Below are 22,583 nucleotides of genomic sequence, written 5' to 3'. Positions count from 1 at the left end.
TTAATTGTTTTAATGAGTATTTAGGGTGAACAGCGTGGCTCGTTGTCCGGTGTAGGAGGTTTGATAACGTAAAAGTGCACCTTCAATGTTTGCAGGCTCGACGAGCCCATCAAACGCTGAAGTGATGTAGAGATCGCGTAAATCCGGCCCGCCAAAGGCGCCGCTTGTCGGTTGAGTGACGGGGAGTGAATGAGTGGCCAACCATTCAGGTGCGGCATCGCCCAAGTGGTAAGCCGTAATACAGGAACTTCCCCAGCAGGCATTGAGCAATATTCCGTTATGCGTCAGCGCTGAACCGTCGGCCATCAATGAGGAAATCGGCCATTCGTGGAGCGTGGTTTTGCTCATACGTTGAGCATCGCAGCGGCAAAAACGATGGCGAAAAGTATCGGCAAACTAAGCGTGTTCGCCGTGCCAGACCAACGTATTGGGAACATGCTGTCCGCTGAGCATTATTTCCGGCTGGGTGCTGCCGTAGGCAAATCGATACCAACTGCCGATGGCTACCTGAGCGTTTTTGTCCATGGTGCTGAACCACAGCGATCCATCGGGCGCAATGGCTGCTTCATTCGGCCGTGTTTGATTATCTTCAGGCCAAGCACACAATGCGCGATGGCTTTGTTGGCGATAGTCGTACAGCATGACGCCCTGCGTGGTGACCAATAGAAATTGCTCAGGCTCGGTGGTGAGCAACGCGGCGCTACAGAGAAAAGGTAATTTGTGGATCTCAATACGTTCATCCTGCTGCGGCCAAAACCGCAGCAGGCGGTGCTGCAAAATATCCACCCAGATGAGTGACTGAGAGCGGAAACACCACACCGGAGACTCCCCGAGCATGGCGCGGTAATTGCCGACGATAGACGGGTTTTGCAGCGCGTTTGAGGTCATTTTTTATCTGCCTGATGCCAAGCGCCGTGATAGGCCAGCGCTCGTTCACGTAGCGTGGTTAGCGAAATGCCTGGCTGATATAAGCCGCCACCTAAGCCAAAACCACGCGCGCCAGACTGCCTGTAGCTACGCATTTGCTCGGCGTCAGGATTAATGCCGCCCACAGGAAGACAAACGGCTTCTGCGGGTAAAACGGCTCGCATCGCTTTGACGATGGCTGGCGTTATCAATTCCGCGGGGAAGAGTTTCAGCGCACTGGCACCGGCACGCAGCGCAGTAAACGCTTCACTCGGCGTTGCAATGCCGGGCAGACTGGTAAGCCCTAACTCACAGGTGGCGCGGATGACCGAAGGATCCATGTTCGGTGAAATAATTAGCTGCCCACCGGCGTCAGCGACCTGATGAACCTGATGCTCGGTTAGCACCGTTCCTGCACCAACGAACCCACGGCTACCGACGGTCTTCGCCATAATCTCAATAGACTCGAATGGCTGAGGGCTATTAAGCGGCACTTCCAAATAGGTAAAACCGCATTCAAGCAGCGTTTCCGCCACGCCCTGTGCTTCTTTGGGCGTAACCCCACGCAGAATAGCGATTAGCGGCAATGAACACTGCTGCCAGCGAGATGCAAAGCTGAGATAGTTCATGCAAATGCTCCGTCTAAGGATTGATAGATTTTGTTCATGCCGTGGATAAAGCAGCTATCACCATCGACAGAGGTCAACGTGATACCCATCAGGTTGGCTGCGCGCGTATAGCGCTCAGAAAGTGCGGGTGAACCGACGATCCATGCTTGGGTTTCAGGCAGCGCTGCCAGCTCAGAGCCAATGAGCAATCCTGATAGATAGCTAGCAACCTGAGCCGCGCTGATTGCACCGCCGAGTTTTAACGTGCGTGCAGAGAAGAGGGCGTTGCTGAGATAAGGGGCGGTTTGTGCATTCTTCACTCCAAGGGTAAAGGCGGAGTTATCTGCACCAGATTCAGGTACATCCTTGCCTAGTAGTGAATGATTCAGCATGACGGCGTAGATTTCGCCGGTCATAAAGGTGTTGAAGTGCAGAATATGGTCGCGCTCAAGCGTGGCATGCTTGCTGTGCGTGCCCGGCAGAATAACCAGATGGTGTTCCTGCGGGTATTGCGCTGCCAATCCAATCAGCTGAATTTCTTCACCACGCATGACATCCGGTAAACCGAAGGCGTTGAAACCACAGGCTCCGGCGACAATTCGACAGGGGCTTCCCCATGAGGTAACAACCTGCGCGGTTTGCTGAGCAAAGCGTTGGCCGCTGGCGGGCAATTCAACATAGGGCACTTCTTGCCAGCCCTGCTGTGAACCAACCATCCCAGCCATCAACAACGGAAGTTTAGGGCGTTGCGCCAACCACGGTGCAATCAGAGATAAAAGCGTCGCGTCAAATTGCCTATTGGGTATGCTAAGTAGCCCGCAGTGCGCGCTGACGGAATCAATGCATTGGTTATTGTTCATCAGGAACGCACGAAAATTCGAGGTTCCCCAATCGATAGCAATCCAGTGGTTATTCATTCTTGACTCACAAAATGCCAATTCTTGTATGACAAGAATAATGGCGAATAAATAACCTTAGATCTGTGAGGGAGATCGAAAGTTAGTTACGAGTGAGGAAGAACGATGAAAAAAGCTTAGAAAAAGTGCTGATATTTTTCTGGGATTTCACGCCAAATATGCTTATGGGCTGCGCTCAATAGGATGTGACGCATACATTCACGGGCTGTATTGGCCTGTTTTAAGCGGATTGCTTCAAACAAATCGCGATGTTGTTGGACGGCATCTTGGGTTAACTGAAGATCGTCTTCCAGCGTCTGCTTGAATGACAGCAACATGGCGGCAGAAAGAGCGTTGCCCACGGAGGCGAGAAAAGGGTTATGGCAGGCGCGCAGCACCGCAGTATGGAAGGCCAAATCGCCGCGTTCAAACTGTTCTGCGGAGTTATTTTTTTGCCCCGCCTGCATGGTGCTCCAAGCATCTTCGATGGCGGCTAAATCATGTCCGTTGGCATTCAGCGCCGCCATTGCTGCAACGTCGGGTTCGAAAATGAGACGCGTGAGCATCAGTTGTTCAACCAGTTCGGATTCAATGCCAACGTCTTCTAGCCATGAGAGCACTTCGGCATCCAGAAAGCTCCACTGCTCACGTGGTGTGACCGTGCTACGGCGTTTGGCCTGAATCAGCAGCATTCCTTTGGCCCCCAATACCTGAAGCGCATTTCTTACCGAGGTTCTCGATGCGTCGTATTGCTGTGCCAGCTCATGTTCACCTGGGATCGCCATGCCTTCAGCCAGTTCGCCACGAATGATGCGAATAGCCAGATCACGAGTGATTGATTCAGAAACAGAGGACGTTGGTTTGCTCATGACTTTCTCGGTGGTCACTGTAAGTAGAAAATAGGGTTCAGATTGAACGGGATAAACATCATGCTCGGGCTATCTTAGCATTGTTACTTCTGGGGGACATTAGTGAGAAATGAAGATGTTACAGATGAACAGATAGCAAAAAGGCGCTTTATCTTGCGATAAAAGCGCCTTTTTTCAATACGTTAACTGATTAGTATCAGTTCATGCCGTATCTTGAAAAATTATGTTTTTCTTCGTTCGCCGCTGCCATGTTTTTTATTGGTTACAAGTTAAATTAATTTACGCATACGGGCGTCTATAATTTTGGTGTCGTATTGTATGTTTTCTTATTACTTTTCTAATCAGGCATTCAGCCACGATGATGAGTGGGATCAGAATTATAGAATCCATAACCAAAAGTACCAGCACATAAGCCTCATCTTCAGAGCTATTGATAGACGAGATGTAAGGCAAGTTTCCTATGGTAGGCCAATGAGCATCTACCCATGAATTAAAAATGCGAAAGCTACCAAATATGAATTCAGCCAATAGGTAGGCAGTAAACCGAGAAAAATACACCGCAAACCTAGAAAAAATACAATGCACTATCTCTCCTGACGCTGAGATTTTAACGCAATGAGCTTCCTAAGCAGAAATTCAGAAATGAAAACTGCAGGTATCGCCAATACAGAGGACACAAGAATCAGCACCAAAAAGTAGGCATTATCTTCTGCATTATTTATTGAAGAGATATAGGGTAAATTACCAATGGTAACCCAATGAGAATCTACCCAGTGATTGAACACGTGTGACTGAAGTGGAATACTAAATCTGGCCACCTGAATAGAGGTGATATCATCGCCTCATAGTCAAAACAGGTGACATTATGACCGGACGTAACAGACGCAATTTTAGCCCCGAGTTTCGCCTCGAAGCTGCCCAGCTTGTACTCGATCAGCACTACAGCGTTGCCGCCGCTGCAACAGCAATGAATGTCGGTAAATCCACGATGGATAAATGGGTTCGCCAGCTTAAAGAAGAACGCGCAGGGAAATCCCCAAAGGCCTCTCCGATGACGCCTGAGCAACTTCGCATTCGTGAATTAGAAAAACGACTACAACGTGTTGAAATGGAAAACGATATATTAAAAAAGGCTACCGCGCTCTTGATGTCAGACTCCCTGAACAATTCTCGTTAGTTGAGAAACTCAGGACGCGGTTTCCTGTTGCCTTTATTTGCAATGTGTTCGGGATCCATCGCAGTAGCTATCGGTACTGGCTAAGCCGACCGCAGAAACCTGATGCAAAACACATCGTTATACTTAGCCTTGGTTCGTGAAGTTCATCATGCCAGTAATGGCTCTGCGGGGGCCCGGAGCATTGCCGATATGGTCAGCGCAAAAGGTGTTCCGTTGAGTCGCTGGCGGGCCAGTAAGATAATGAAAGAGCTGAATATTATTAGTTGCCAGCAACCGGAGCATCGCTACAAAAAAGCCACAAAAGAGCATGTGGATATCCCTAATCATCTGGATCGCCAGTTTGCAGTAACGGAACCTAATCAGACCTGGTGCGGCGACGTGACCTACATCTGGACGGGCAAACGCTGGGCTTATCTGGCGGTTGTTCTGGATTTATTTTCTCGCAAGCCAATAGGCTGGGCGATGTCGTTTTCTCCGGACTCAGTTCTGACAGGAAAAGCATTAACGATGGCCTGGGAAACCAGGGGAAAACCGGCTGACGTTATGTATCATTCTGACCAGGGAAGTCACTATACCAGCAGGGAATTCAGACGGTTATTGTGGCGTTATCGTATAAAGCAAAGCATGAGTCGACGAGGGAACTGCTGGGACAACAGCCCAATGGAACGATTTTTCCGCAGCCTGAAATCAGAATGGGTCCCGAACTGTGGATACGCTAATTTTAGCGAAGCAAATAGATCAATAACGAATTACATCATTGGTTATTACAGCCAGCTCAGACCCCACCAATATAACGGTGGCTTAACACCCAATGAATCAGAGCGATTGTTCTGGAAAAACTCTAAAACTGTGGCCAGTTTTTGTTGACCACTTCAGACATTCCCACTGCATTGACGAAAACCAGATAAGCCACAAATCGCATGAGATAAAGAGCAATCCTGTTAAACACACGGCACATTCATATCTCCTAGTACCGTCACTTCTCCATAAGCTCGCAAGCTGCTACCTGATATTGGCTGCATATGGGCAGCTAATAAAGCATGTCTTAGGGTCTGAAAATCATGCTGATTAAAAAAGGTTATGCAGCCGTCAGAATATCCAGAGCTATCCGGCCTCAATGGATGCAGGCGAAAATTTCCTCTATGGGTATAGTCTAACCATGTACCATCATCTAAAACACCATCTTGTCGATATAGCGCAAACCATTCATCATAATTATTTCCAGTCCATAGCGTCTGAAACTCATTTCTAACCCTTGTACGAATGCCTCCCCTTGGCCGGTCTACAATCCAATACTTACCCGTAGGTATTGCGCCGTTCTCTCTGCTAGCACAGCCCGCTTTATTGGTATAAGGGGCTAACCCAGTAAATATAGGAAAGATGCCAACACCGGCACAGTACAACAAGATTGTTTTCCCATCGGGTGAAACCTTATCTAGATCCATTTGGCAATAAATCATAAATCGCCTCACGCTACTGCGTTTGAGTTCCATTCATCGGTATAAGTGATATTGCCATCTAAATATTTCCATGTGATTTTAGCGTATCTCATACCTAACGATTCTCGAGGTGTGGACAGCTGCCCTTCTGGTGATTTGAAATTATGCATGGTTGGGTGAATGCTGGTTATTCTCACATTCTCCATGGTCATGTTTAAGAATTCTTCCTCCAGCCCTGCGCCGTTAATTCGATACCATTTAATGATCGCCTTCTGGATGTTTTGTCCGGTGGATACTGCGCGGTATAGGTAAGGCGTGGATTTATCAAAATCCTTTTCTATACTCATCACATTGTGAACGCGAGCAGAGGTTAACCGCCCTGTGTTGCCATCGGTCGGAACGGTCAGGCCGTGGTTGAAACTTTGAATTTCAATACTACCCTCACGACCGACAACCTCAGAGCCGCCCGTGATTAGAGCGCCGTTGTTATCGTATAGCCATAAATGAGCGGGAACAGACATTTTATGAACTCCAATAGATGTGAAAAATTTATGCTATCGAAATAAAAAAATAATCTTTGTAACTTATTATGAGTACTTAATAATGAATAAAAATTTTATGAATATGGTAAGTGCATGTCATTTTTATCATTAATTACTTATTTCTTTTGGCGCTGGCAGATGTGCATTGAAAACTACCAATCACATATTTATGCCTCAGACATTGGGATAGAAAACTAACAGAAAAATTGCGTAGTCCTGTATAGAAATCATACTAGTGCTAGGGGGGCTAATCGCTGATGTAACAGAACGGCCTATCACGTCAAATTTTTATACCCGCGAAATTAAAAATTCAGATCACGCCATAAAACACTCACATTTTCCCGTGAAGCACCTGGCGGGGTACTCCTAATAAAAAAGGCGCTAATCCAATCAAGGAAAAGCGCCTTTTTTCAATACGTTAACTGATTAGTATCAGTTCATGCCGTATTTTTTCAATTTCTTACGCAGAGTTCCGCGGTTAATTCCCATCATCAGCGCAGCGCGGGTTTGGTTACCGCGAGTGTACTGCATCACCATGTCTAACAGTGGCTGTTCTACTTCAGCCAGTACCAGCTCATACAGATCATTAACGTCCTGACCATTCAGTTGAGCAAAGTAGCCTTTCAGGGCTTGTTTAACCGAGTCACGCAGTGGCTTTTGAGTCACCTGGTCCTGGGAGTTTACGGTAGAAACGGTCAGTACGTCAGAATTTACGCGTTGTTCGAACATAGTTCTGTCAGCTCTTTTTTTACGCTAAGATTTTCGAAATATGCCTCCAACGCCTCCAGCTGTTCGCTGGCATCCTCTATGGCGTTGAATGTGCGCCGAAACTGGTCACATGGGGCGTGCTCTTGGAGATACCAAGATACGTGCTTGCGGGCAATGCGAAATCCCTTACCAGAACCGTAAAAATTATGCAGTTCTTGTACATGCCCTAATAACAAGTGCTTAACTTCCTCCAACGGCATGGGCGGAAGCAGCTCCCCTGTGTCCAGATAATGCTGGATTTCCCGGAAGATCCAGGGTCTCCCCTGAGCGGCACGTCCTATCATCAGAGCATCGGCTCCGGTGTAGTTGAGTACCTCTCTGGCTTTATGCGGGTCAGTTATGTCTCCATTCGCGATAATCGGGATGGAAACACTCTGCTTAACTGTCCGAATACTGTCGTACTCCGCCTCGCCGTTGAATAAGCAAGCACGTGTTCGGCCATGAATAGTCAGGGCCTGAATTCCGCAGCGTTCAGCCAATTGGGCAATCTCAACACAGTTACGGTGTTCTGGGCTCCAGCCCGTGCGAATTTTTAGCGTTACCGGTACATCCACAGCGTTAACCACCGCGCTGAGGATTTTTTCAACCAAGTCGGGATACTGCAAAAGCGCAGAACCCGCGAGTTTGCGGTTCACTTTTTTCGCTGGGCAACCCATATTGATATCAATGATCTGCGCGCCGCTATCAGCGTTGATTTTGGCCGCAGCAGCCATGTCATCAGGGTCACACCCGGCAATTTGCACGGCTCGGATCCCAGGTTCGTCTAAATGCACCATACGCAGACGCGACTTATCTGTCTGCCACACTTCCGGATTGGAAGAGAGCATTTCAGAGACAGCCATCCCTGCACCCATTTCATAGCAAAGCGTTCGAAAAGGGCGATCGGTTATGCCGGCCATAGGCGCAGCAATAAGGCAATTTTTAAGTTCAATGTGTCCAATGCGCATAGACAAAGACTGACCATACTGTGTCCGCAAGGGCGCGTATATTACGCATTTTTGCTTGGATATGAAAGGCCAAACTTTGAACAATCCTCTGTTGTAGATCAATGAAATCGCGGGCTGAGGGCTGGTGTTTGATTATTTTTGTTGTTTAACATATGGTTATATTGCAATGGTTAAAAAATGCTCTTTTGTTTTTTACCTTTAGTATTCGTTGTTTTAACGTGTTTTTGGCTGCGCTAGCTAAACAAATTGCTGATTAAAGCAGCAATAATGGCGCTATAAATGGGATGCGTATCGCATTTTAGAGGATGATATGGACAGTGAAATTGCATTATTTTGGTCGAAAATAGTACAAGTACACCCAGATTTAGCTGGCCGTCCTTATCACGTTGAACAGTTTGGTTCGCCGGGTGAGTTAGCGCAGCAGCTTGCAGACCTTATCGTCAGCGGCGAAAAATATGCTACCTGCGGTGCTTTAGTCGAGTATCAGCACCAAGGAGGCACCATTCCTCACGTGGGTTACCTGACGATTGTGTTAGATGGGCGTGAAAAGCCCGTGGCAGCGATAGAAACCACGCAGGTATCTTTGCGTCGCTTTCGTGATGTAGATGCTGTAATAGCTGCGGCAGAGGGGGAAGGGGATAAGTCTTTGGCTTATTGGCGGCAGGCTCACCAGACATTTTTTGAAACGTCCCTCGAGGCAATAGGTAAAAACTTCACTGAGGATATGTGGCTGGTCTGCGAGTATTTCCGGTTACTAGGTATTGCTGAAACAAAAACAGCGCCTGAATAGGCGCTGTTTTTAACGGTGGTTCGTTGTGAACGTGGGAATATCGCTTAGCGGCGAACACCGGTAATGCGGCACCACTCTTCGCGCTCCGCGACCGGATCGATAATGAATTTATCTTCGTACGCTTCTGCAACGCTTGGCGCCTGAGTCGCCAATACGCCAGACAGGCCCAAATGGCCGCCTGATGTTGGCAGATCGCTGATTAACGGCGCCAGTTCACGCAGCGGGCCTGCGAGGATATTAGCGACGACCACATCGGCACTCAGATCGGCTGGCTGATCTTTTGGCAGATAAAGCTCTAAACGTTCAGAAACGCCGTTACGCTGGGCGTTATCGCGGCTGGCTTGAATCGCCTGCGGATCGATGTCGATCCCAATGGCGCGTGCTGCACCCAATTTCAGCGCGGCGATAGCCAAAATACCTGAGCCACAGCCGAAGTCGATCACGGTTTTGCCTTCCAGATCCAAACCATCCAGCCATTGTAGGCAAAGAGCGGTGGTTGGATGTGTACCCGTACCGAACGCCAGACCCGGATCCAGCATTACGTTCACCGCGGTTGGATCGGGAACATCGCGCCAGCTTGGGCAGATCCACAGGCGACGACCAAACTGCATGGGATGGAAGTTATCCATCCACTCGCGTTCCCAGTCTTTGTCTTCGATCTGTTCGATTTTGTGGTGGAAGCCTTTACCTAGCGCGGGATCGTTTTCCAGAATCGCAACAATCTCTTTCATATCGGTTTCAGCATCATACAGGCCGATAACGTCGGTATCGCCCCACAGCAGGGTTTCACCCGGCAGCGGCTCAAACACCGGATTGTCATGAGTATCTTGGAATGTAACGGATACTGCGCCGCTTTCTATTAGCGCGTCACTTAGTGATTCAGCCTGATTGCCGGTCGTATTGATTTTGATTTGAATCCAAGGCATCTCGAAGTCTCTATTTTGAATTTAATTCAGTGACAGCGGACGTGGACGCACCACGTTCGCCAAAAAAGTTTCCGATCCAGAATGCCGCCAAGCTGATTAACAGTGACGGAATGATCGGATGTAAGCCGAATATGTGCCAGTCGGCGGTGGCGAGAACGGTATAGCACGCGGCACCGGCAATCATAGAGCTAAGCGCACCGTGCGCATTAGCGCGCTCCCAGTACAGGCCCAGAACCAGTGGCCATAGGAATACCGCTTCGAGACCACCAAACGCCAGCAGGTTCAGCCAGATGATCATCTCAGGTGGACGCCACGCGGCCAGCAGCAATAGCAGACCTAAAATCAGCGTAGACAGACTGGACATTCTTGCCAAACGCTTTTCATTTTTGAGCGCGTGAGGCTGCATTCCCAAGTACAAGTCTTTGACGATGGTCGCCGATGATTGTAACAGCTGAGCATTAATGGTGGACATGATCGCAGCCATCGGCGCGGCCAAGAAGATACCCGCAGCAAACGGCGGCAGGACCTTCACCATCAGCGTTGGAATAACCAGATCGGGCACTTTGAGATCGGGCAGAACCGCACGGCCAAGCGCACCGGCTAAGTGCATGCCAAACATCAGAATGGCAACCACGATGGTGCCAATAATAATGGCGCGGTGTACCGCTTTGCTGTCTTTATATGAAATACAGCGCACGGCGGTGTGTGGCAGGCCAATCACGCCAAAGCAAACTAATACCCAGAACGACGCCATAAACGGCGCACTCAGAATATCGTCGGCCCCTTCCGGTGAAACCAGTTTAGGGTCGATATTTTTCAGGGTATCTACGGCGGCGTGCAAACCCCCTGCGGCGTGAATAACACCGGCAAGCAGAATGATGGTGCCGAGCAGCATGACTAGGCCCTGCATGGCGTCGTTAAGCACGCTAGCACGGAAGCCGCCCACTGAAGTATAAAGCGCAATACTGACGCCAAAAATTAGCAGACCGGTGTCGTACGGAATACCCGCTGCGGTTTCCAGCAGGCGTGCACCACCAATGAATTGCACGGTCATGGCGCCGATGAAAGCGACCAGCAGGCTAAGGCTCGCCACCCAAACTAATAAGCGGCTTTTATAGCGGGCATAAAGCATGTCATTGAGCGTAACGGCATCATATTTGCGTGCCAGGATAGCGAATTTTTTGCCGAGAATGCCAAGCGACAGCCAAACGGCAGGCAGCTGTATCATCGCCAACAGCACCCATCCTAGCCCATATTTATAGGCTGCACCGGGCCCACCGATAAACGAGCTGGCGCTGATATAGGTGGCGGTTAGCGTCATCGCGAGCACGAAGCCGCCCATTGAACGATCGCCAATGAAGTAATCGTTGAGGAAGTTGCCCTTTTGGCGACGACGATAGGCATATACCGATAAACCAAATACCAATAATAGGTAGCCTACCAGCGGTAAAATGACATCAGTCTGCATCATTGTTCCCTAAAGGTATGTCTTTAAAAATCAGGCGAACCATCGCCCAGCACAGCAAAATAAACACCAGCGGCAACAGTAAACAGGCCATTTCAAACCAGTGTGGTAATCCTGTTATGCCCTGTAAGTTGTTTGGGATATATGCGGCAGCGATCCATAGCACCATATAAGCAATGGTTAGCCACAAAGCCCAGCGTGCTTCACGGTTCGCCTGCGAAAAGCGTGCATCCATGGGGATCTCCCCTGTTTGAATAAAAGTCAGAAGGTACGGGATTTTACGGCAACCCCAATTTTTATGCAGCGTTATCGTTTCTCCGGACGATTCGGCAGCTAAAAAGCAAAAAGGCCGGTTACCCGGCCTTTTTAGGGAGCTAAAACTCACGTGCAGTTATTTTTCCTGCAAACCGAGTTTTTTCTCCAGATAATGAATGTTGGTACCGCCGTGTTGGAAGTTCTCGTCACTCATAATCTTTTGTTGCAGCTCAACGTTGGTTTTGATGCCGTCGATGATCAGTTCCGCTAACGCATTCTTCATGCGAGCGATAGCCACGTCACGGTTTTCACCGTAGCAGATAAGCTTACCAATCATGGAATCATAGTACGGAGGTACAGTGTAGCCCGCGTAGATATGGGATTCCCAACGAACGCCAAAGCCACCCGGTGCGTGGAAGCGCGTAATTTTACCCGGGCTTGGCAGGAAGGTATCAGAGTCTTCGGCGTTGATACGGCATTCTACCGCATGACCGCGAACCTGAACTTCGTGCTGTTTGATAGACAGAGGCTGTCCTGCAGCGATGCGCAGCTGTTCTTTAATCAGATCGACGCCGGTGATCATTTCGGTCACTGGATGTTCAACCTGAATACGGGTGTTCATTTCGATGAAATAGAACTCGCCGTTTTCGAACAGGAACTCGAAAGTACCTGCGCCGCGGTAGTTGATATCTACACAAGCTTTAGAACAACGTTCGCCGATGTAGCGACGTAGTTCAGGCGTGATGCCTGGTGCTGGTGCTTCTTCGACCACTTTCTGGTGACGACGCTGCATCGAGCAGTCACGTTCAGCCAGATAGATCGCGTTGCCTTGACCGTCTGCCAGCACCTGAATTTCGATGTGGCGTGGGTTTTCCAGATACTTCTCCATGTAAACCATGTCGTTGTTGAAAGCCGCTTTGGCTTCCGCTTTCGTCATGATAATGGATTGTTCCAGATCTTTATCACCGCGAACAACACGCATACCGCGTCCGCCGCCGCCGCCAGAGGCTTTGATGATCACTGGGTAACCGATGCGTTTGGCGATGGCTTTGTTCTTCACCATATCGTCGCCCAATGGGCCGTCAGAACCCGGTACGCACGGAACACCTGCTTTTTTCATCGCGCTAATCGCGGAAACTTTGTCACCCATCAGGCGGATAGTTTCAGCGCGTGGGCCGATAAAGATAAAGCCAGAACGCTCGATTTGCTCAGCAAAGTCGGCGTTTTCAGACAGGAAGCCATAACCCGGGTGAATCGCCACTGCGCCAGTAATTTCAGCCGCAGAGATAATTGCAGGGATATTTAAATAGCTTTTGACTGACTGTGCAGGGCCGATACAGACGGTTTCGTCTGCCAGCAGCACGTGTTTTAGATCGCGGTCAGCCGTGGAGTGAACTGCTACGGTTTTAATTCCCAGCTCTTTACAAGCGCGCAGGATACGCAGGGCAATTTCACCACGGTTGGCGATAACAATTTTATCTAGCATGACTCGCCTCGTTATTCGATGACGACCAGAGGCTCGTCAAATTCAACCGGTTGGCCGTTTTCCAGCAGGATGGCTTTCACCACACCGGATTTGTCGGCTTCAATCTGGTTCATCATTTTCATTGCTTCTACGATGCACAGTGGATCGCCAACATTTACTTTTTGGCCCACTTCAACAAACGCTTTCGCATCTGGGCTTGGAGTACGGTAGAAAGTACCGACCATCGGAGAACGTACAATGTGACCGCTAATCGCTGCCGGAGCTTCTGCTACAGGTGCTGCTGCAGGCGCTGCTGCTACTGGAGCTGCCGCTTGCGCAGGTGCTGCATAGTAAGGCTGCATCATAGGCATGCTGCCTGCTGCTGGGGCACGACTAATGCGTACTGATTCTTCACCTTCAGAGATTTCCAGCTCAGAAATGCCAGATTCTTCAACCAGTTCGATCAGTTTTTTGATTTTACGAATATCCATGTGTGATTCCGTACTCTTTGTTGTTACGTAGAATATAGATGCTCATCCGTCTGAATCTAAACCCTAGGTTCGGATCGACCGGGATGACATCCTTAGTTAAATTTTTTCAGGCGGTTAACTGCCGCCTGCAGGGCGAATTCGTATCCATCTGCACCCAAGCCGCAGATAACACCAATAGCGATATCGGACAGATAGGAGTGATGACGAAAAGGCTCGCGTGCGTGCACGTTTGACAGATGGATCTCGATAAACGGGATTTGAACTGCCAATAGTGCATCGCGGAGTGCTACGCTGGTATGCGTAAATGCCGCAGGGTTGATCAGAATGAAGTCCGTGTTGCCTCGGGCAGCATGAATACGATCGATAAGCTCAAATTCAGCATTAGACTGCAAATGACTGAGTGAAACGTTCAGCGCATCGGCGGCCTGTTCTAAATGGCTGACAATTTCTGGCAACGTGGTGCTGCCGTATTTGTCTGGCTCACGTGTTCCTAACAAATTCAGGTTAGGACCGTTTAAAAGCAAAATGTTGAACTTATCTGCCATTGTGCTGCTATCTCCGGCAATCAGACGATCATCGTCAAAATAACCCTATGTCACCGACTTGTCACCTTTTCTGTGTCAATTTGTGGCACAGATCTGCGTATAAGGTCGGGCATTATAATGATTTCGTGGCAATTAGCAGCTAAATACTGGTCGAATCAGCGAAGATATTCAACTACCAACTTCGCTAGATAGAAACACGTTGAATGAATTTGGATAGAAAAATACTAATAAGTTCCAACCGTTACCGCCACCATTGGCGAATTTTCTGATAACGGAATGCTAACAATATAATCGCTCCAATCGCATAAAAAATAGGCAATGGTGAGAGCGTTTTCACCGACCACAGGTAGTGAATCGGCGCTAGGATGGCCACAATATAGACAAAATTATGTAATTTCTGCCAGCCAGAACCCATTTTTCGCATTGCCCACTGGGTGGATGTCACCGTTAAAGCAAATAAAATCAGCCAACTGATGATACCTAAGGTGAGATAAGGTCGCTTGATCAACTCACTGCCCAGCAGGGTGAAGTCTAACCCAAGTTCCAGAATTGTATAGCTGGCTAAGTGAATTGATGCCCAAACAAAACACCAAACTCCGAGCAAACGGCGGCAGCGAATCAGCAACGGTTGTTTTCCGTAGCGCGCCAGCGGAGAAATAAGCAGGGTGGCCAGCAGCAGTTTTAGCGCCATTCTGCCGGTGAAATGCTGAATATCTTTAGCGGGATCGGCACTCAGTAGCCCCTGTGTGGTCGCGAATATTAACCAGAGCAGCGGCAGGCTCGCCGCTAGCCAGATCAGCACTTTGACTATCTTTATCTGTTTGAGCGTGAGTCTTTTCATGTTTGGGCTTTTGACCTCGAACTATTGACCCCTAATGAATCATCTTGGGCACATTGGGTTAGAAAAATTTCCTGAGATCCATACCTTGATAGAGCGATGCGACCTGATCGGCATAGCCATTAAAAAGCAGTGTTGGCTGGCGTTTAACGTCCAAAATGCCGCCTGAGCCAATAAAACGTTCGCTGGCCTGTGACCAGCGCGGATGATCGACGTGTGGATTCACGTTGGCATAGAAGCCATATTCGTCCGGTGCGCTGGCATTCCAGGTTGTCGGCGGCTCATCGTGAGTTAAGCGGATACTGACAATCGACTTAATCCCTTTGAATCCATATTTCCACGGCACGGTAAGGCGCAGAGGGGCACCGTTTTGTGGCGGTAGCGCTTTACCGTAAACGCCCGTGGTGATCATGGTGAGTGGATGCATTGCTTCATCTAAACGCAGACCTTCAATGTAGGGATATTTAAGCCCACCGCCGATAAAACGATCTTTTTGCCCCGGCATGTTGTCAGGGTCATAAATGGTTTGAAACGCCACGTAGCGAGCTTTGCTGGTGGGTTCCGCCATTTTTAGCAATTTTCCCAGCTCAAACCCTACCCACGGCACCACCATCGACCAAGCCTCAACGCAGCGCATCCGATAAATTCGTTCTTCTAAGGCGAAGTGCTTATAAATGTCGTCCATATCGAGCGTGAGCGGCTTGGCGACTTCGCCGTCGATGCGAATTTTCCAGCCTTCGGTTTTTAATGTTCCGGCATTGGCGGCGGGATCGGCTTTATCTAGGCCGAACTCATAAAAATTGTTATAGCCAGTCACCTTGTCTTCCGGCGTGAGTGCGAGCTTTGCTTGGTACTCAGCCGGTTGGGTAAATTTCAACGCTTTGCCAGCCGGAGCCGCTGGGCGATCGTGGCCTTTAAACCACGAGAGAAGGTCGGCTTGAGCGGCATGAGGAAGTGCTAAAGATGCAGCGGTAATGCCTAATGCCTTGAGCACGCTGCGGCGTTGCTGAAACACGCTCTCCGGCGTGACATCTGATTCAGTGAATCTTGGAAATTTAGTCATGATCGATGCCTCTTGTTTTTCTTAATTATCGTCGCTGTTGAAAAACATGATGGCAGGAATTGCGCGTAATGGAGGAATATCACGAAATTGTTATAAATAGTGATTGTTCCCTCTCTTTGGCTGGAGAGGGAACTGTTTGGCGTTAGATAGAAAAAGAGGTGCTTAGCGAACTTTCACTAAGGTTCGGCCTGTTACTTTGTTATCAATCAATGCAGCGGCGGCTTCTGCGGCTTTTTCCAGTGCGACTTCCGTCGATGCGTGTTCATAGAAACTTTCTGGCAGTAAATCAGCCAAACGTTCCCATGCTTGGGTGCGGCGCTGGTGTGGCGTCATGACGGAATCAACACCTTGCAAACGTACATTACGCAAAATGAATGGCATCACGGTTGTGGGTAACTGATAACCACCGGCTAACCCACAGGCAGCAACCGTACTGTTGTAATCCATTTGAGCTAAGACTTTCGCCAGCACTTTGTCGCCAACGGTATCAATCGCACCAGCCCAAATTTGTTTCTCTAATGGTCGACTGTCGGCGGTGAACTCACTGCGCGGCAGAACACGCTCTGCGCCCAGCGATTTTAAATATTCTTCATTACTATCACGACCGCTCACGGCAACAACGTGATAGCCCAAGCGAGTCAGCAACGCAATGGCGGTACTGCCCACGCCACCGCTGGCGCCTGTAACCAGAATTTCACCGCTTTCCGGTGTCACACCACCCTCTTCCAGAGCCATAACGCACAGCATGGCGGTAAAACCAGCGGTACCAATAATCATGGCCTTACGTGCATCCAATCCTTGAGGTAATGCAACGAGCCACTCACTGTTGACACGAGCCTGTTCAGATAAGCCGCCCCAATGATTTTCTCCCACGCCCCATCCTGTGAGGATCACGGATTGACCAATATGGAAACGCGGATCTTCGCTATGATGGACGGTACCCGCAAAATCAATGCCGGGAACCATCGGGAAATTACGGATAATTTTGCCTTTACCGGTGATCGCCAGTGCGTCTTTATAGTTAAGGCTGGACCACTGGACATCAACGAGAACATCTCCCGCGGGGAGATCGTCAGTTTTCAGAGTCTGAATATTGGCAACGGTTTTGCCATCAATTTGTTCAAGCACTAAAGCTTTCATTCGGGAGCCCTCGTTGAGGTCATTAAATTGCCAAAAGATCGAGAAAATACCGTGAGACGCCTCATTCATTGACAAAAGTCGTCTCAGATTAATTAGGAATTCGCTATGCTAATAGATTAATCAGTGTGTGAATAATTTCAAAAGTTGTCTTTGATATAGAGCAATGAAGCTCTTAGGATGTTGATGTGCGCAATGGAAAGGCGCTTGGGAGCCAAATTTACGGCTAAGTTACATTATATAGGTGGGTACTGACAGGGATGCGTATCACAACCAAGTTGTTTGCATTTATTACGGTCTTAGTTGCATTGGCGATGTTGCTTATGTTGCTGGGAAGTACATACAGTTTTTTCAATCAAAGCCATCATCGAGCTGAAAACCAGCTTAATGCACTCGCCACGACTATTGATCAGCTTTTGTTGACCGAGCAACGCAGCATTATCAAAAAATGGCTGCCGGTGGTGATGCGCTCATCTGGCGTGAATGAAATCATCATTCAGAATAATTCTCATCAGGTCTATCAGCTTAAATTACCGACCACCTACAACGCGTGGGATACTCTGATTAATCAGCGCTATGTTGAAGCGCCTTTAATGCACCATCCAGGTTATAGCCTAAAAATGGCGTATATCGATCCCACGGCTAGCTATACGCGTTCACTGGAAACCATGTTCCCCGTGACGGTTTCTATTGGTCTGATGGTTTTGGTGCTGCTATTTAGCTATCGCTGGCTACGTGAACAAACGCTGGGACTTGAAAAGCTAGAACGGCGAGCGCGTAAAATCTTGGGTGGTGAACGTGAAAATGCGGTGCGTGGCGACGTGCATGAGTTTCCGCCTAACGCCAGCAGCGCCATCGATCGTCTGCTTTCAGACCTTGCCGATGCTCGAGAAGAGCGCGGCCGTGTGGATACCTTGATCCGCGCCTTTGCGGCGCAGGACTCTCGTACCGGGCTCAATAACCGTCTCTTTTTTGATAATCAGCTAACGACGCAGCTGGAAGATGAAGGAGCACACGGGGTGGTGATGGTGATCCGCGTGCCGGATTGGGAATCGATGGCGGGTCTACAAGGTAAACGCGAGCGTGAAGAATACCGCTATTCGCTGGTGAATATGTTATCGACGTCGGTCATGCGTTATCCATCTGGGCTATTAGCCCGCTATTTCCAAAATAATTTTGCCGTTTTGCTTCCTCATCGATCGCTAAAAGAAGCCGAGGGATTTGCATCACAGCTAATTAGTTCGGTAAGTGCCATTCCTCCTGCCAATGGTATCGATAGTGAGGAAGTGCTGCATATCGGGATTAGCCTTTATCATTATGGGCAAAGCACCGAGCAGGTTATGGATCAGGCCGAGCAAGCCGCACGCAACGCAGTGCTGCAGGGCAGCAATGGCTGGTTTATTGATAGTAATCCCGTGCCGGAAGTGGTGCGAGGCAGCGTGAAGTGGCGGACGTTGTTAGAACAAACGCTTGCGCGAGGTGGCCCAACGTTATTGCAAAAAGAAGCGATCAGCGTGAGTGGAGAAGTGCATCATCACGATATTCTTCCTTATATTTACGACGGTAGCCAGGCACTACCCAGCGCTGAATATTATCCGCTTGTTCAACAGCTTGGCATGGCTGAAAGCTATGACCGGCAGATGCTGCTTCAGATTATTCCTTTATTGCGTCATTTTTCTGCTGAGAAACTGGCCTTTCCGGTTAGTATTGACTCATTATTACAGCGCAGTTTTCAACGTTGGCTGCGCGACACGCTGCTTCAGAGTGAAAAATCGCTTCGCCAGCGTATTTTCTTTGAACTGATTGAAGCAGATGTAAGCCAGCATATTGACCGTTTGCGTCCTGTCGTGCGCTTGCTGCAAGGTTTGGGTTGCCACATTGTTATTTCTCAAGCGGGACTCAAAGTGGTTAGCACTTCTTATATCAAGCAATTGCAGGTGACGTTGGTAAAACTTCATCCTGGCTTGGTTCGTAATATCCATAAGCGCGTAGAAAATCAGCTGTTTGTTCAGAGCTTGACGGGCGCGTGTGAAGGCACGTCGGCACAGGTTTTTGCCGCAGGAGTGCGAACTAAAGAAGAATGGCAGGTACTAAAAGACAAAGGGATCGCCGGTGGCCAAGGAGATTTTTTTGCAAAACCAAGGCCTGTTAGTCGTGTGTAAAAAAAATATTCACATCGGCAATAAATTGGCCTTTTTGTCGCGTGAAATTCACGTAGAATAGCGCGCGACCAAGTCATTCATAGTTGGTAGGTGCTAACGTTAGTGACCACCTGCCGATTGATACAAAAGACCGTCCGCAGTATTCGGTGCATTAATGCATCGAAACTGTTCAGCAATAGGTTGTCTATTGGTCAAATGCAATAGGTTGTCTATTGGTCAAATATTGTCTGTCGGTCAGATTCAAAGCTCATGTGTGCTGTGTTTTACCGTTCAACGAATTACCGGCGTGGTGTTTCTGTGGCCGCTGAAGGTGAGATTGTGCTGTTATTTCTCTGACCTGTAGGCCTAATTCATTGAATCTCAAACATGGTGTAAATTTTCACCGAAGTAGGACGTTTTTGCGCCTTGTCGCTGCTTCGCGTGGTTGGTAAAGTAGGCGGATTTTATTTTTCGCCCCCAGCTTTCAGGATTATCCTTCAGTTATGTTTAAGAAATTTCGTGGCATGTTTTCAAATGACTTGTCCATCGACTTGGGTACAGCCAATACCCTGATTTATGTGAAAGGACAAGGCATTGTATTGAACGAACCGTCCGTAGTGGCGATTCGTCAGGACCGCGCAGGCTCTCCAAAAAGCGTTGCTGCGGTAGGGCATGAAGCTAAGCAAATGCTGGGCCGTACGCCAGGTAATATTGCCGCGATTCGTCCAATGAAAGACGGTGTTATTGCCGATTTCTTCGTGACTGAAAAAATGCTTCAGCACTTTATCAAACAGGTGCATAGCAACAGCTTTATGCGTCCAAGTCCGCGTGTCTTGGTGTGTGTGCCGGTTGGCGCCACGCAGGTTGAACGTCGTGCAATCCGTGAATCTGCGCAGGGCGCAGGTGCTCGTGAGGTCTTCTTGATTGAAGAACCCATGGCGGCGGCAATTGGCGCAGGCTTGCCAGTTTCTGAAGCTACCGGCTCAATGGTGGTGGATATCGGTGGTGGTACCACTGAAGTGGCCGTTATCTCCCTTAATGGCGTGGTTTACTCTTCTTCTGTACGTATCGGTGGTGACCGCTTCGATGAAGCTATCATTAATTATGTGCGTCGTAACTATGGCTCACTGATTGGTGAAGCAACCGCCGAACGCATCAAACACGGCATCGGTTCTGCTTACCCAGGTGATGAAGTTCACGAAATCGAAGTTCGTGGTCGTAACCTGGCTGAAGGTGTTCCTCGTGGCTTCACGCTGAATTCCAACGAAATCCTGGAAGCTCTGCAAGAGCCTCTGACCGGCATCGTAAGCGCGGTGATGGTTGCTCTGGAACAGTGTCCACCAGAATTGGCTTCTGATATTTCCGAACGCGGTATGGTTCTGACCGGCGGTGGCGCACTGCTGCGCAACTTAGACCGTCTGCTGATGGAAGAAACCGGTATTCCAGTTGTTGTTGCCGAAGACCCGCTGACCTGTGTGGCGCGTGGTGGTGGTAAAGCGTTGGAAATGATCGATATGCATGGCGGTGATTTGTTCAGCGAAGAATAATCGGCCTGTAGGTAGGAGCTTGGCTCCTGCTTGCCGGTGATGCCACGTGTTTGCCACCGGATTGGGAATTCCCAAGCCGGTGGTTGTGCATCGTGGAATCGCTAAAACCGCTCGGGAAACGCTTGCCTGTTTCCCTGCTGTCGAGGATAACGCAATTTTATGAAGCCCATATTTAGCAGAGGCCCTTCTCTGCAACTCCGACTTTTTCTGGCGGTGGTTGTTGCTATTGGATTAGTAATTGCAGATAGCCGTTTTGGCACTTTTCTGCAGATTCGTAGCTACCTTGATACCGCCGTTAGTCCTTTTTATTATCTGTCAAATGGACCTCGTCAGATCCTGGACAACGTTTCAAGCACGTTGGCCACCCGCGAACAATTGGAACTGGAAAACAGGGCATTACGCCAAGAACTCCTATTAAAAAATAGCGATACCCTGTTACTCGGTCAGTTCAAACAAGAAAATGCCCGTCTGCGTGAGCTGTTGGGATCGCCGCTGCGTCAGGATGAGCACAAAATGGTGACGCAGGTCATTTCCACATTACCCGATCCGTATAGCGATCAGGTGGTGATAGATAAAGGCAGCAACAGCGGCGTTTATTTTGGTCAGCCTATCATCAGTGATAAAGGCGTAGTCGGTCAGGTTGTTGCCGTCGGCAAACTGTCTAGCCGGGTATTGCTAATCTGTAATGCTTCACATGCTTTGCCTATTCAGGTGTTACGCAATGACATTCGCGTGCTAGCCGCGGGTAACGGTTGTACTGACGATCTCCAGCTTGAGCATCTTCCTGCCAATACTGACATTCGCGTCGGTGATGTCTTAGTGACATCCGGTTTGGGTGGACGCTTCCCCGAAGGCTACCCGGTTGCCGTTGTTTCCTCGGTTAAAGTGGATAACCAACGTGCTTATACCGTGATTAAGGCGCGTCCAACCGCGGGACTCCAGCGTTTGCGCTATCTGCTGCTGCTGTGGGGCGCCGATCGCAATGGCACTATGCCGCTGCCGCCAGATGAAGTGCATCGCGTTGCCAATGAACGTTTAATGCAGATGATGCCGCAGGTATTACCGACGCCGTCAGAAATGGGGCCTCAACAACCCGCGCCAGCCGCAGGTATCACGCCGCCGGGCACGACTCCCGTAGCGCCAGCAGCCTCTGCCAATAACGCTACCCGCTCAGCCACTCCTGCGGTTTCGCCTTCTGCAACAACGCTTCCTGCTCGCACGCAAGGAGGTCGTTAATGTCTGGATATCGTAGCCAAGGACGGTGGGTTATTTGGTTATTCTTTCTGCTGGCATTCGTATTGCAAATAATGCCGTGGCCGGACGAACTGATGATGTTCCGGCCTAATTGGTTAGCCTTGTTCCTGATTTACTGGGTGATGGCGTTGCCACACCGGGTTAACGTTGGCACTGGGTTTGTGCTGGGCCTGATCTGGGATCTCATTTTAGGCTCCACGCTTGGCGTTCGCGCTTTAGCGTTCAGCCTGTTGGCGTATTTAGTTGCATTCAAGTTCCAACTATTCCGCAATATGGCACTCTGGCAGCAGGCCCTGATGGTGGTATTACTCACGGCAGCCATGGACGTTGTTGTTTTCTGGGGCGAATTTGTTGTGGCAAATGCCTCTTTCCGTCCAGAGGTGTTCTGGAGTAGTGTGGTTAACGGCGTGCTGTGGCCGTGGCTGTTCTTGCTGATGCGCAAAGTTCGTCGTCGTTTTGCGGTGCAATAATTTACCTTAGGGTAAAGCTCATTTATTTATAACGAGATACAACG

The 22,583-nt window shown here is 49.2% G+C and carries 21 protein-coding genes and 2 pseudogenes; 6 read left to right on the top strand and 17 right to left on the bottom strand.

The genetic code is table 11. The features are described 5' to 3' along the window. Positions 1-9 precede the first annotated feature (9 nt). The 4 genes and pseudogenes from AB3Y96_RS20115 to AB3Y96_RS20100 all read right to left on the bottom strand — a co-directional run bounded on the left by AB3Y96_RS20115 (position 10) and on the right by AB3Y96_RS20100 (position 3,279). Positions 10-837 (bottom strand): annotated as a pseudogene (locus AB3Y96_RS20115) (SMP-30/gluconolactonase/LRE family protein). 47 nt (positions 838-884) lie between these two features. Next, entirely contained in the window at positions 885-1,535 is a 651-nt protein-coding gene (locus AB3Y96_RS20110; protein ID WP_367300065.1) for a 2-dehydro-3-deoxy-6-phosphogalactonate aldolase, read from the bottom strand. Beyond that, positions 1,532-2,431 carry a 2-dehydro-3-deoxygalactonokinase gene (locus AB3Y96_RS20105; RefSeq protein WP_367300064.1) on the bottom strand — a complete coding sequence of 300 codons (900 nt, stop codon included), beginning with the start codon at positions 2,429-2,431 and terminating at the stop codon, positions 1,532-1,534. The genes AB3Y96_RS20110 and AB3Y96_RS20105 overlap by 4 nt, the downstream gene beginning before the upstream one ends. Positions 2,432-2,547: 116 nt before the next feature. Continuing rightward, the gene (locus AB3Y96_RS20100) at positions 2,548-3,279 is read right to left on the bottom strand and encodes a FadR/GntR family transcriptional regulator (protein WP_367300063.1); all 732 of its coding nucleotides are present in this window, start codon (positions 3,277-3,279) and stop codon (positions 2,548-2,550) included. A gap of 865 nt (positions 3,280-4,144) precedes the next feature. On the opposite strand from AB3Y96_RS20100, the pseudogene AB3Y96_RS20095 reads away from it, so the two are divergent. Then, a pseudogene (locus AB3Y96_RS20095) lies at positions 4,145-5,323 on the top strand (IS3 family transposase). A gap of 74 nt (positions 5,324-5,397) precedes the next feature. Here AB3Y96_RS20095 and AB3Y96_RS20090 read toward each other — a convergent pair. From AB3Y96_RS20090 to dusB, 4 genes are all read right to left on the bottom strand, one after another. Next, on the bottom strand, positions 5,398-5,901 hold the full coding sequence (locus AB3Y96_RS20090) for a DUF2778 domain-containing protein (protein WP_367300062.1): 504 nt from the start codon (positions 5,899-5,901) through the stop codon (positions 5,398-5,400). A 23-nt stretch (positions 5,902-5,924) separates the two neighbouring features. Continuing rightward, complete coding sequence (locus tag AB3Y96_RS20085; RefSeq protein ID WP_367300061.1) at positions 5,925-6,416, bottom strand: Hcp family type VI secretion system effector; 492 nt, start codon at positions 6,414-6,416, stop codon at positions 5,925-5,927. A gap of 453 nt (positions 6,417-6,869) precedes the next feature. Beyond that, positions 6,870-7,166 (bottom strand): DNA-binding transcriptional regulator Fis, encoded by a 297-nt coding sequence (gene fis, locus AB3Y96_RS20080; RefSeq protein ID WP_004097144.1) that lies wholly within the window; start codon positions 7,164-7,166, stop codon positions 6,870-6,872. Further along, positions 7,148-8,152 carry a tRNA dihydrouridine synthase DusB gene (dusB, locus tag AB3Y96_RS20075; protein ID WP_040045618.1) on the bottom strand — a complete coding sequence of 335 codons (1,005 nt, stop codon included), beginning with the start codon at positions 8,150-8,152 and terminating at the stop codon, positions 7,148-7,150. Before dusB ends, fis begins: the two co-directional genes overlap by 19 nt. Positions 8,153-8,462: 310 nt before the next feature. Here dusB and AB3Y96_RS20070 point away from each other — a divergent pair, with 310 nt between their 5' ends. Continuing rightward, positions 8,463-8,942 carry an ASCH domain-containing protein gene (locus AB3Y96_RS20070; protein WP_367300060.1) on the top strand — a complete coding sequence of 160 codons (480 nt, stop codon included), beginning with the start codon at positions 8,463-8,465 and terminating at the stop codon, positions 8,940-8,942. Positions 8,943-8,986: 44 nt separating this feature from the next. Here the strand turns inward: AB3Y96_RS20070 and prmA are convergent, their stop codons facing one another. The 9 genes from prmA to AB3Y96_RS20025 all read right to left on the bottom strand — a co-directional run bounded on the left by prmA (position 8,987) and on the right by AB3Y96_RS20025 (position 17,130). After that, positions 8,987-9,868, bottom strand: coding sequence for a 50S ribosomal protein L11 methyltransferase (gene prmA / locus AB3Y96_RS20065; RefSeq protein ID WP_367300059.1), 882 nt, complete (start codon positions 9,866-9,868; stop codon positions 8,987-8,989). A gap of 10 nt (positions 9,869-9,878) precedes the next feature. Further along, complete coding sequence (gene panF / locus AB3Y96_RS20060) at positions 9,879-11,336, bottom strand: sodium/pantothenate symporter (RefSeq protein ID WP_367300353.1); 1,458 nt, start codon at positions 11,334-11,336, stop codon at positions 9,879-9,881. After that, the gene (locus tag AB3Y96_RS20055; protein WP_040045621.1) at positions 11,326-11,568 is read right to left on the bottom strand and encodes a YhdT family protein; all 243 of its coding nucleotides are present in this window, start codon (positions 11,566-11,568) and stop codon (positions 11,326-11,328) included. The genes panF and AB3Y96_RS20055 overlap by 11 nt, the downstream gene beginning before the upstream one ends. A 156-nt stretch (positions 11,569-11,724) precedes the next feature. After that, entirely contained in the window at positions 11,725-13,074 is a 1,350-nt protein-coding gene (gene accC, locus AB3Y96_RS20050; RefSeq protein WP_072310190.1) for an acetyl-CoA carboxylase biotin carboxylase subunit, read from the bottom strand. Positions 13,075-13,085: 11 nt separating this feature from the next. Continuing rightward, positions 13,086-13,544 (bottom strand): acetyl-CoA carboxylase biotin carboxyl carrier protein, encoded by a 459-nt coding sequence (gene accB / locus AB3Y96_RS20045; protein ID WP_072310189.1) that lies wholly within the window; start codon positions 13,542-13,544, stop codon positions 13,086-13,088. A 92-nt stretch (positions 13,545-13,636) separates the two neighbouring features. After that, the gene (aroQ, locus tag AB3Y96_RS20040) at positions 13,637-14,089 is read right to left on the bottom strand and encodes a type II 3-dehydroquinate dehydratase (RefSeq protein WP_072310188.1); all 453 of its coding nucleotides are present in this window, start codon (positions 14,087-14,089) and stop codon (positions 13,637-13,639) included. A 241-nt stretch (positions 14,090-14,330) separates the two neighbouring features. Then, positions 14,331-14,930 (bottom strand): protein-methionine-sulfoxide reductase heme-binding subunit MsrQ, encoded by a 600-nt coding sequence (msrQ, locus tag AB3Y96_RS20035; RefSeq protein WP_367300058.1) that lies wholly within the window; start codon positions 14,928-14,930, stop codon positions 14,331-14,333. Between the two features lie 58 nt (positions 14,931-14,988). After that, on the bottom strand, positions 14,989-15,990 hold the full coding sequence (msrP, locus tag AB3Y96_RS20030) for a protein-methionine-sulfoxide reductase catalytic subunit MsrP (protein WP_367300057.1): 1,002 nt from the start codon (positions 15,988-15,990) through the stop codon (positions 14,989-14,991). 162 nt (positions 15,991-16,152) lie between these two features. Beyond that, entirely contained in the window at positions 16,153-17,130 is a 978-nt protein-coding gene (locus AB3Y96_RS20025; protein ID WP_072310185.1) for an MDR family oxidoreductase, read from the bottom strand. Between the two features lie 257 nt (positions 17,131-17,387). Here AB3Y96_RS20025 and csrD point away from each other — a divergent pair, with 257 nt between their 5' ends. The 4 genes from csrD to mreD all read left to right on the top strand — a co-directional run bounded on the left by csrD (position 17,388) and on the right by mreD (position 22,539). Then, positions 17,388-19,289, top strand: a complete 1,902-nt coding sequence (csrD, locus tag AB3Y96_RS20020) for an RNase E specificity factor CsrD (RefSeq protein ID WP_072310184.1) — start codon at positions 17,388-17,390, stop codon at positions 19,287-19,289. 482 nt (positions 19,290-19,771) lie between these two features. Further along, positions 19,772-20,815: a rod shape-determining protein MreB gene (gene mreB, locus AB3Y96_RS20015; protein ID WP_012147106.1), complete on the top strand. Its 1,044-nt coding sequence runs from the start codon at positions 19,772-19,774 to the stop codon at positions 20,813-20,815. Between the two features lie 159 nt (positions 20,816-20,974). Beyond that, positions 20,975-22,051: a rod shape-determining protein MreC gene (gene mreC / locus AB3Y96_RS20010; RefSeq protein WP_072310183.1), complete on the top strand. Its 1,077-nt coding sequence runs from the start codon at positions 20,975-20,977 to the stop codon at positions 22,049-22,051. Then, entirely contained in the window at positions 22,051-22,539 is a 489-nt protein-coding gene (gene mreD, locus AB3Y96_RS20005; protein WP_072310182.1) for a rod shape-determining protein MreD, read from the top strand. The genes mreC and mreD overlap by 1 nt, the downstream gene beginning before the upstream one ends. Positions 22,540-22,583: the final 44 nt, after the last annotated feature.

The sequence above is a fragment of the Hafnia alvei genome (assembly GCF_964063325.1).
Taxonomy (GTDB): Bacteria; Pseudomonadota; Gammaproteobacteria; order Enterobacterales; family Enterobacteriaceae; genus Hafnia; species Hafnia alvei_B.
This window is presented reverse-complemented; position numbering and strand designations above follow the sequence as displayed.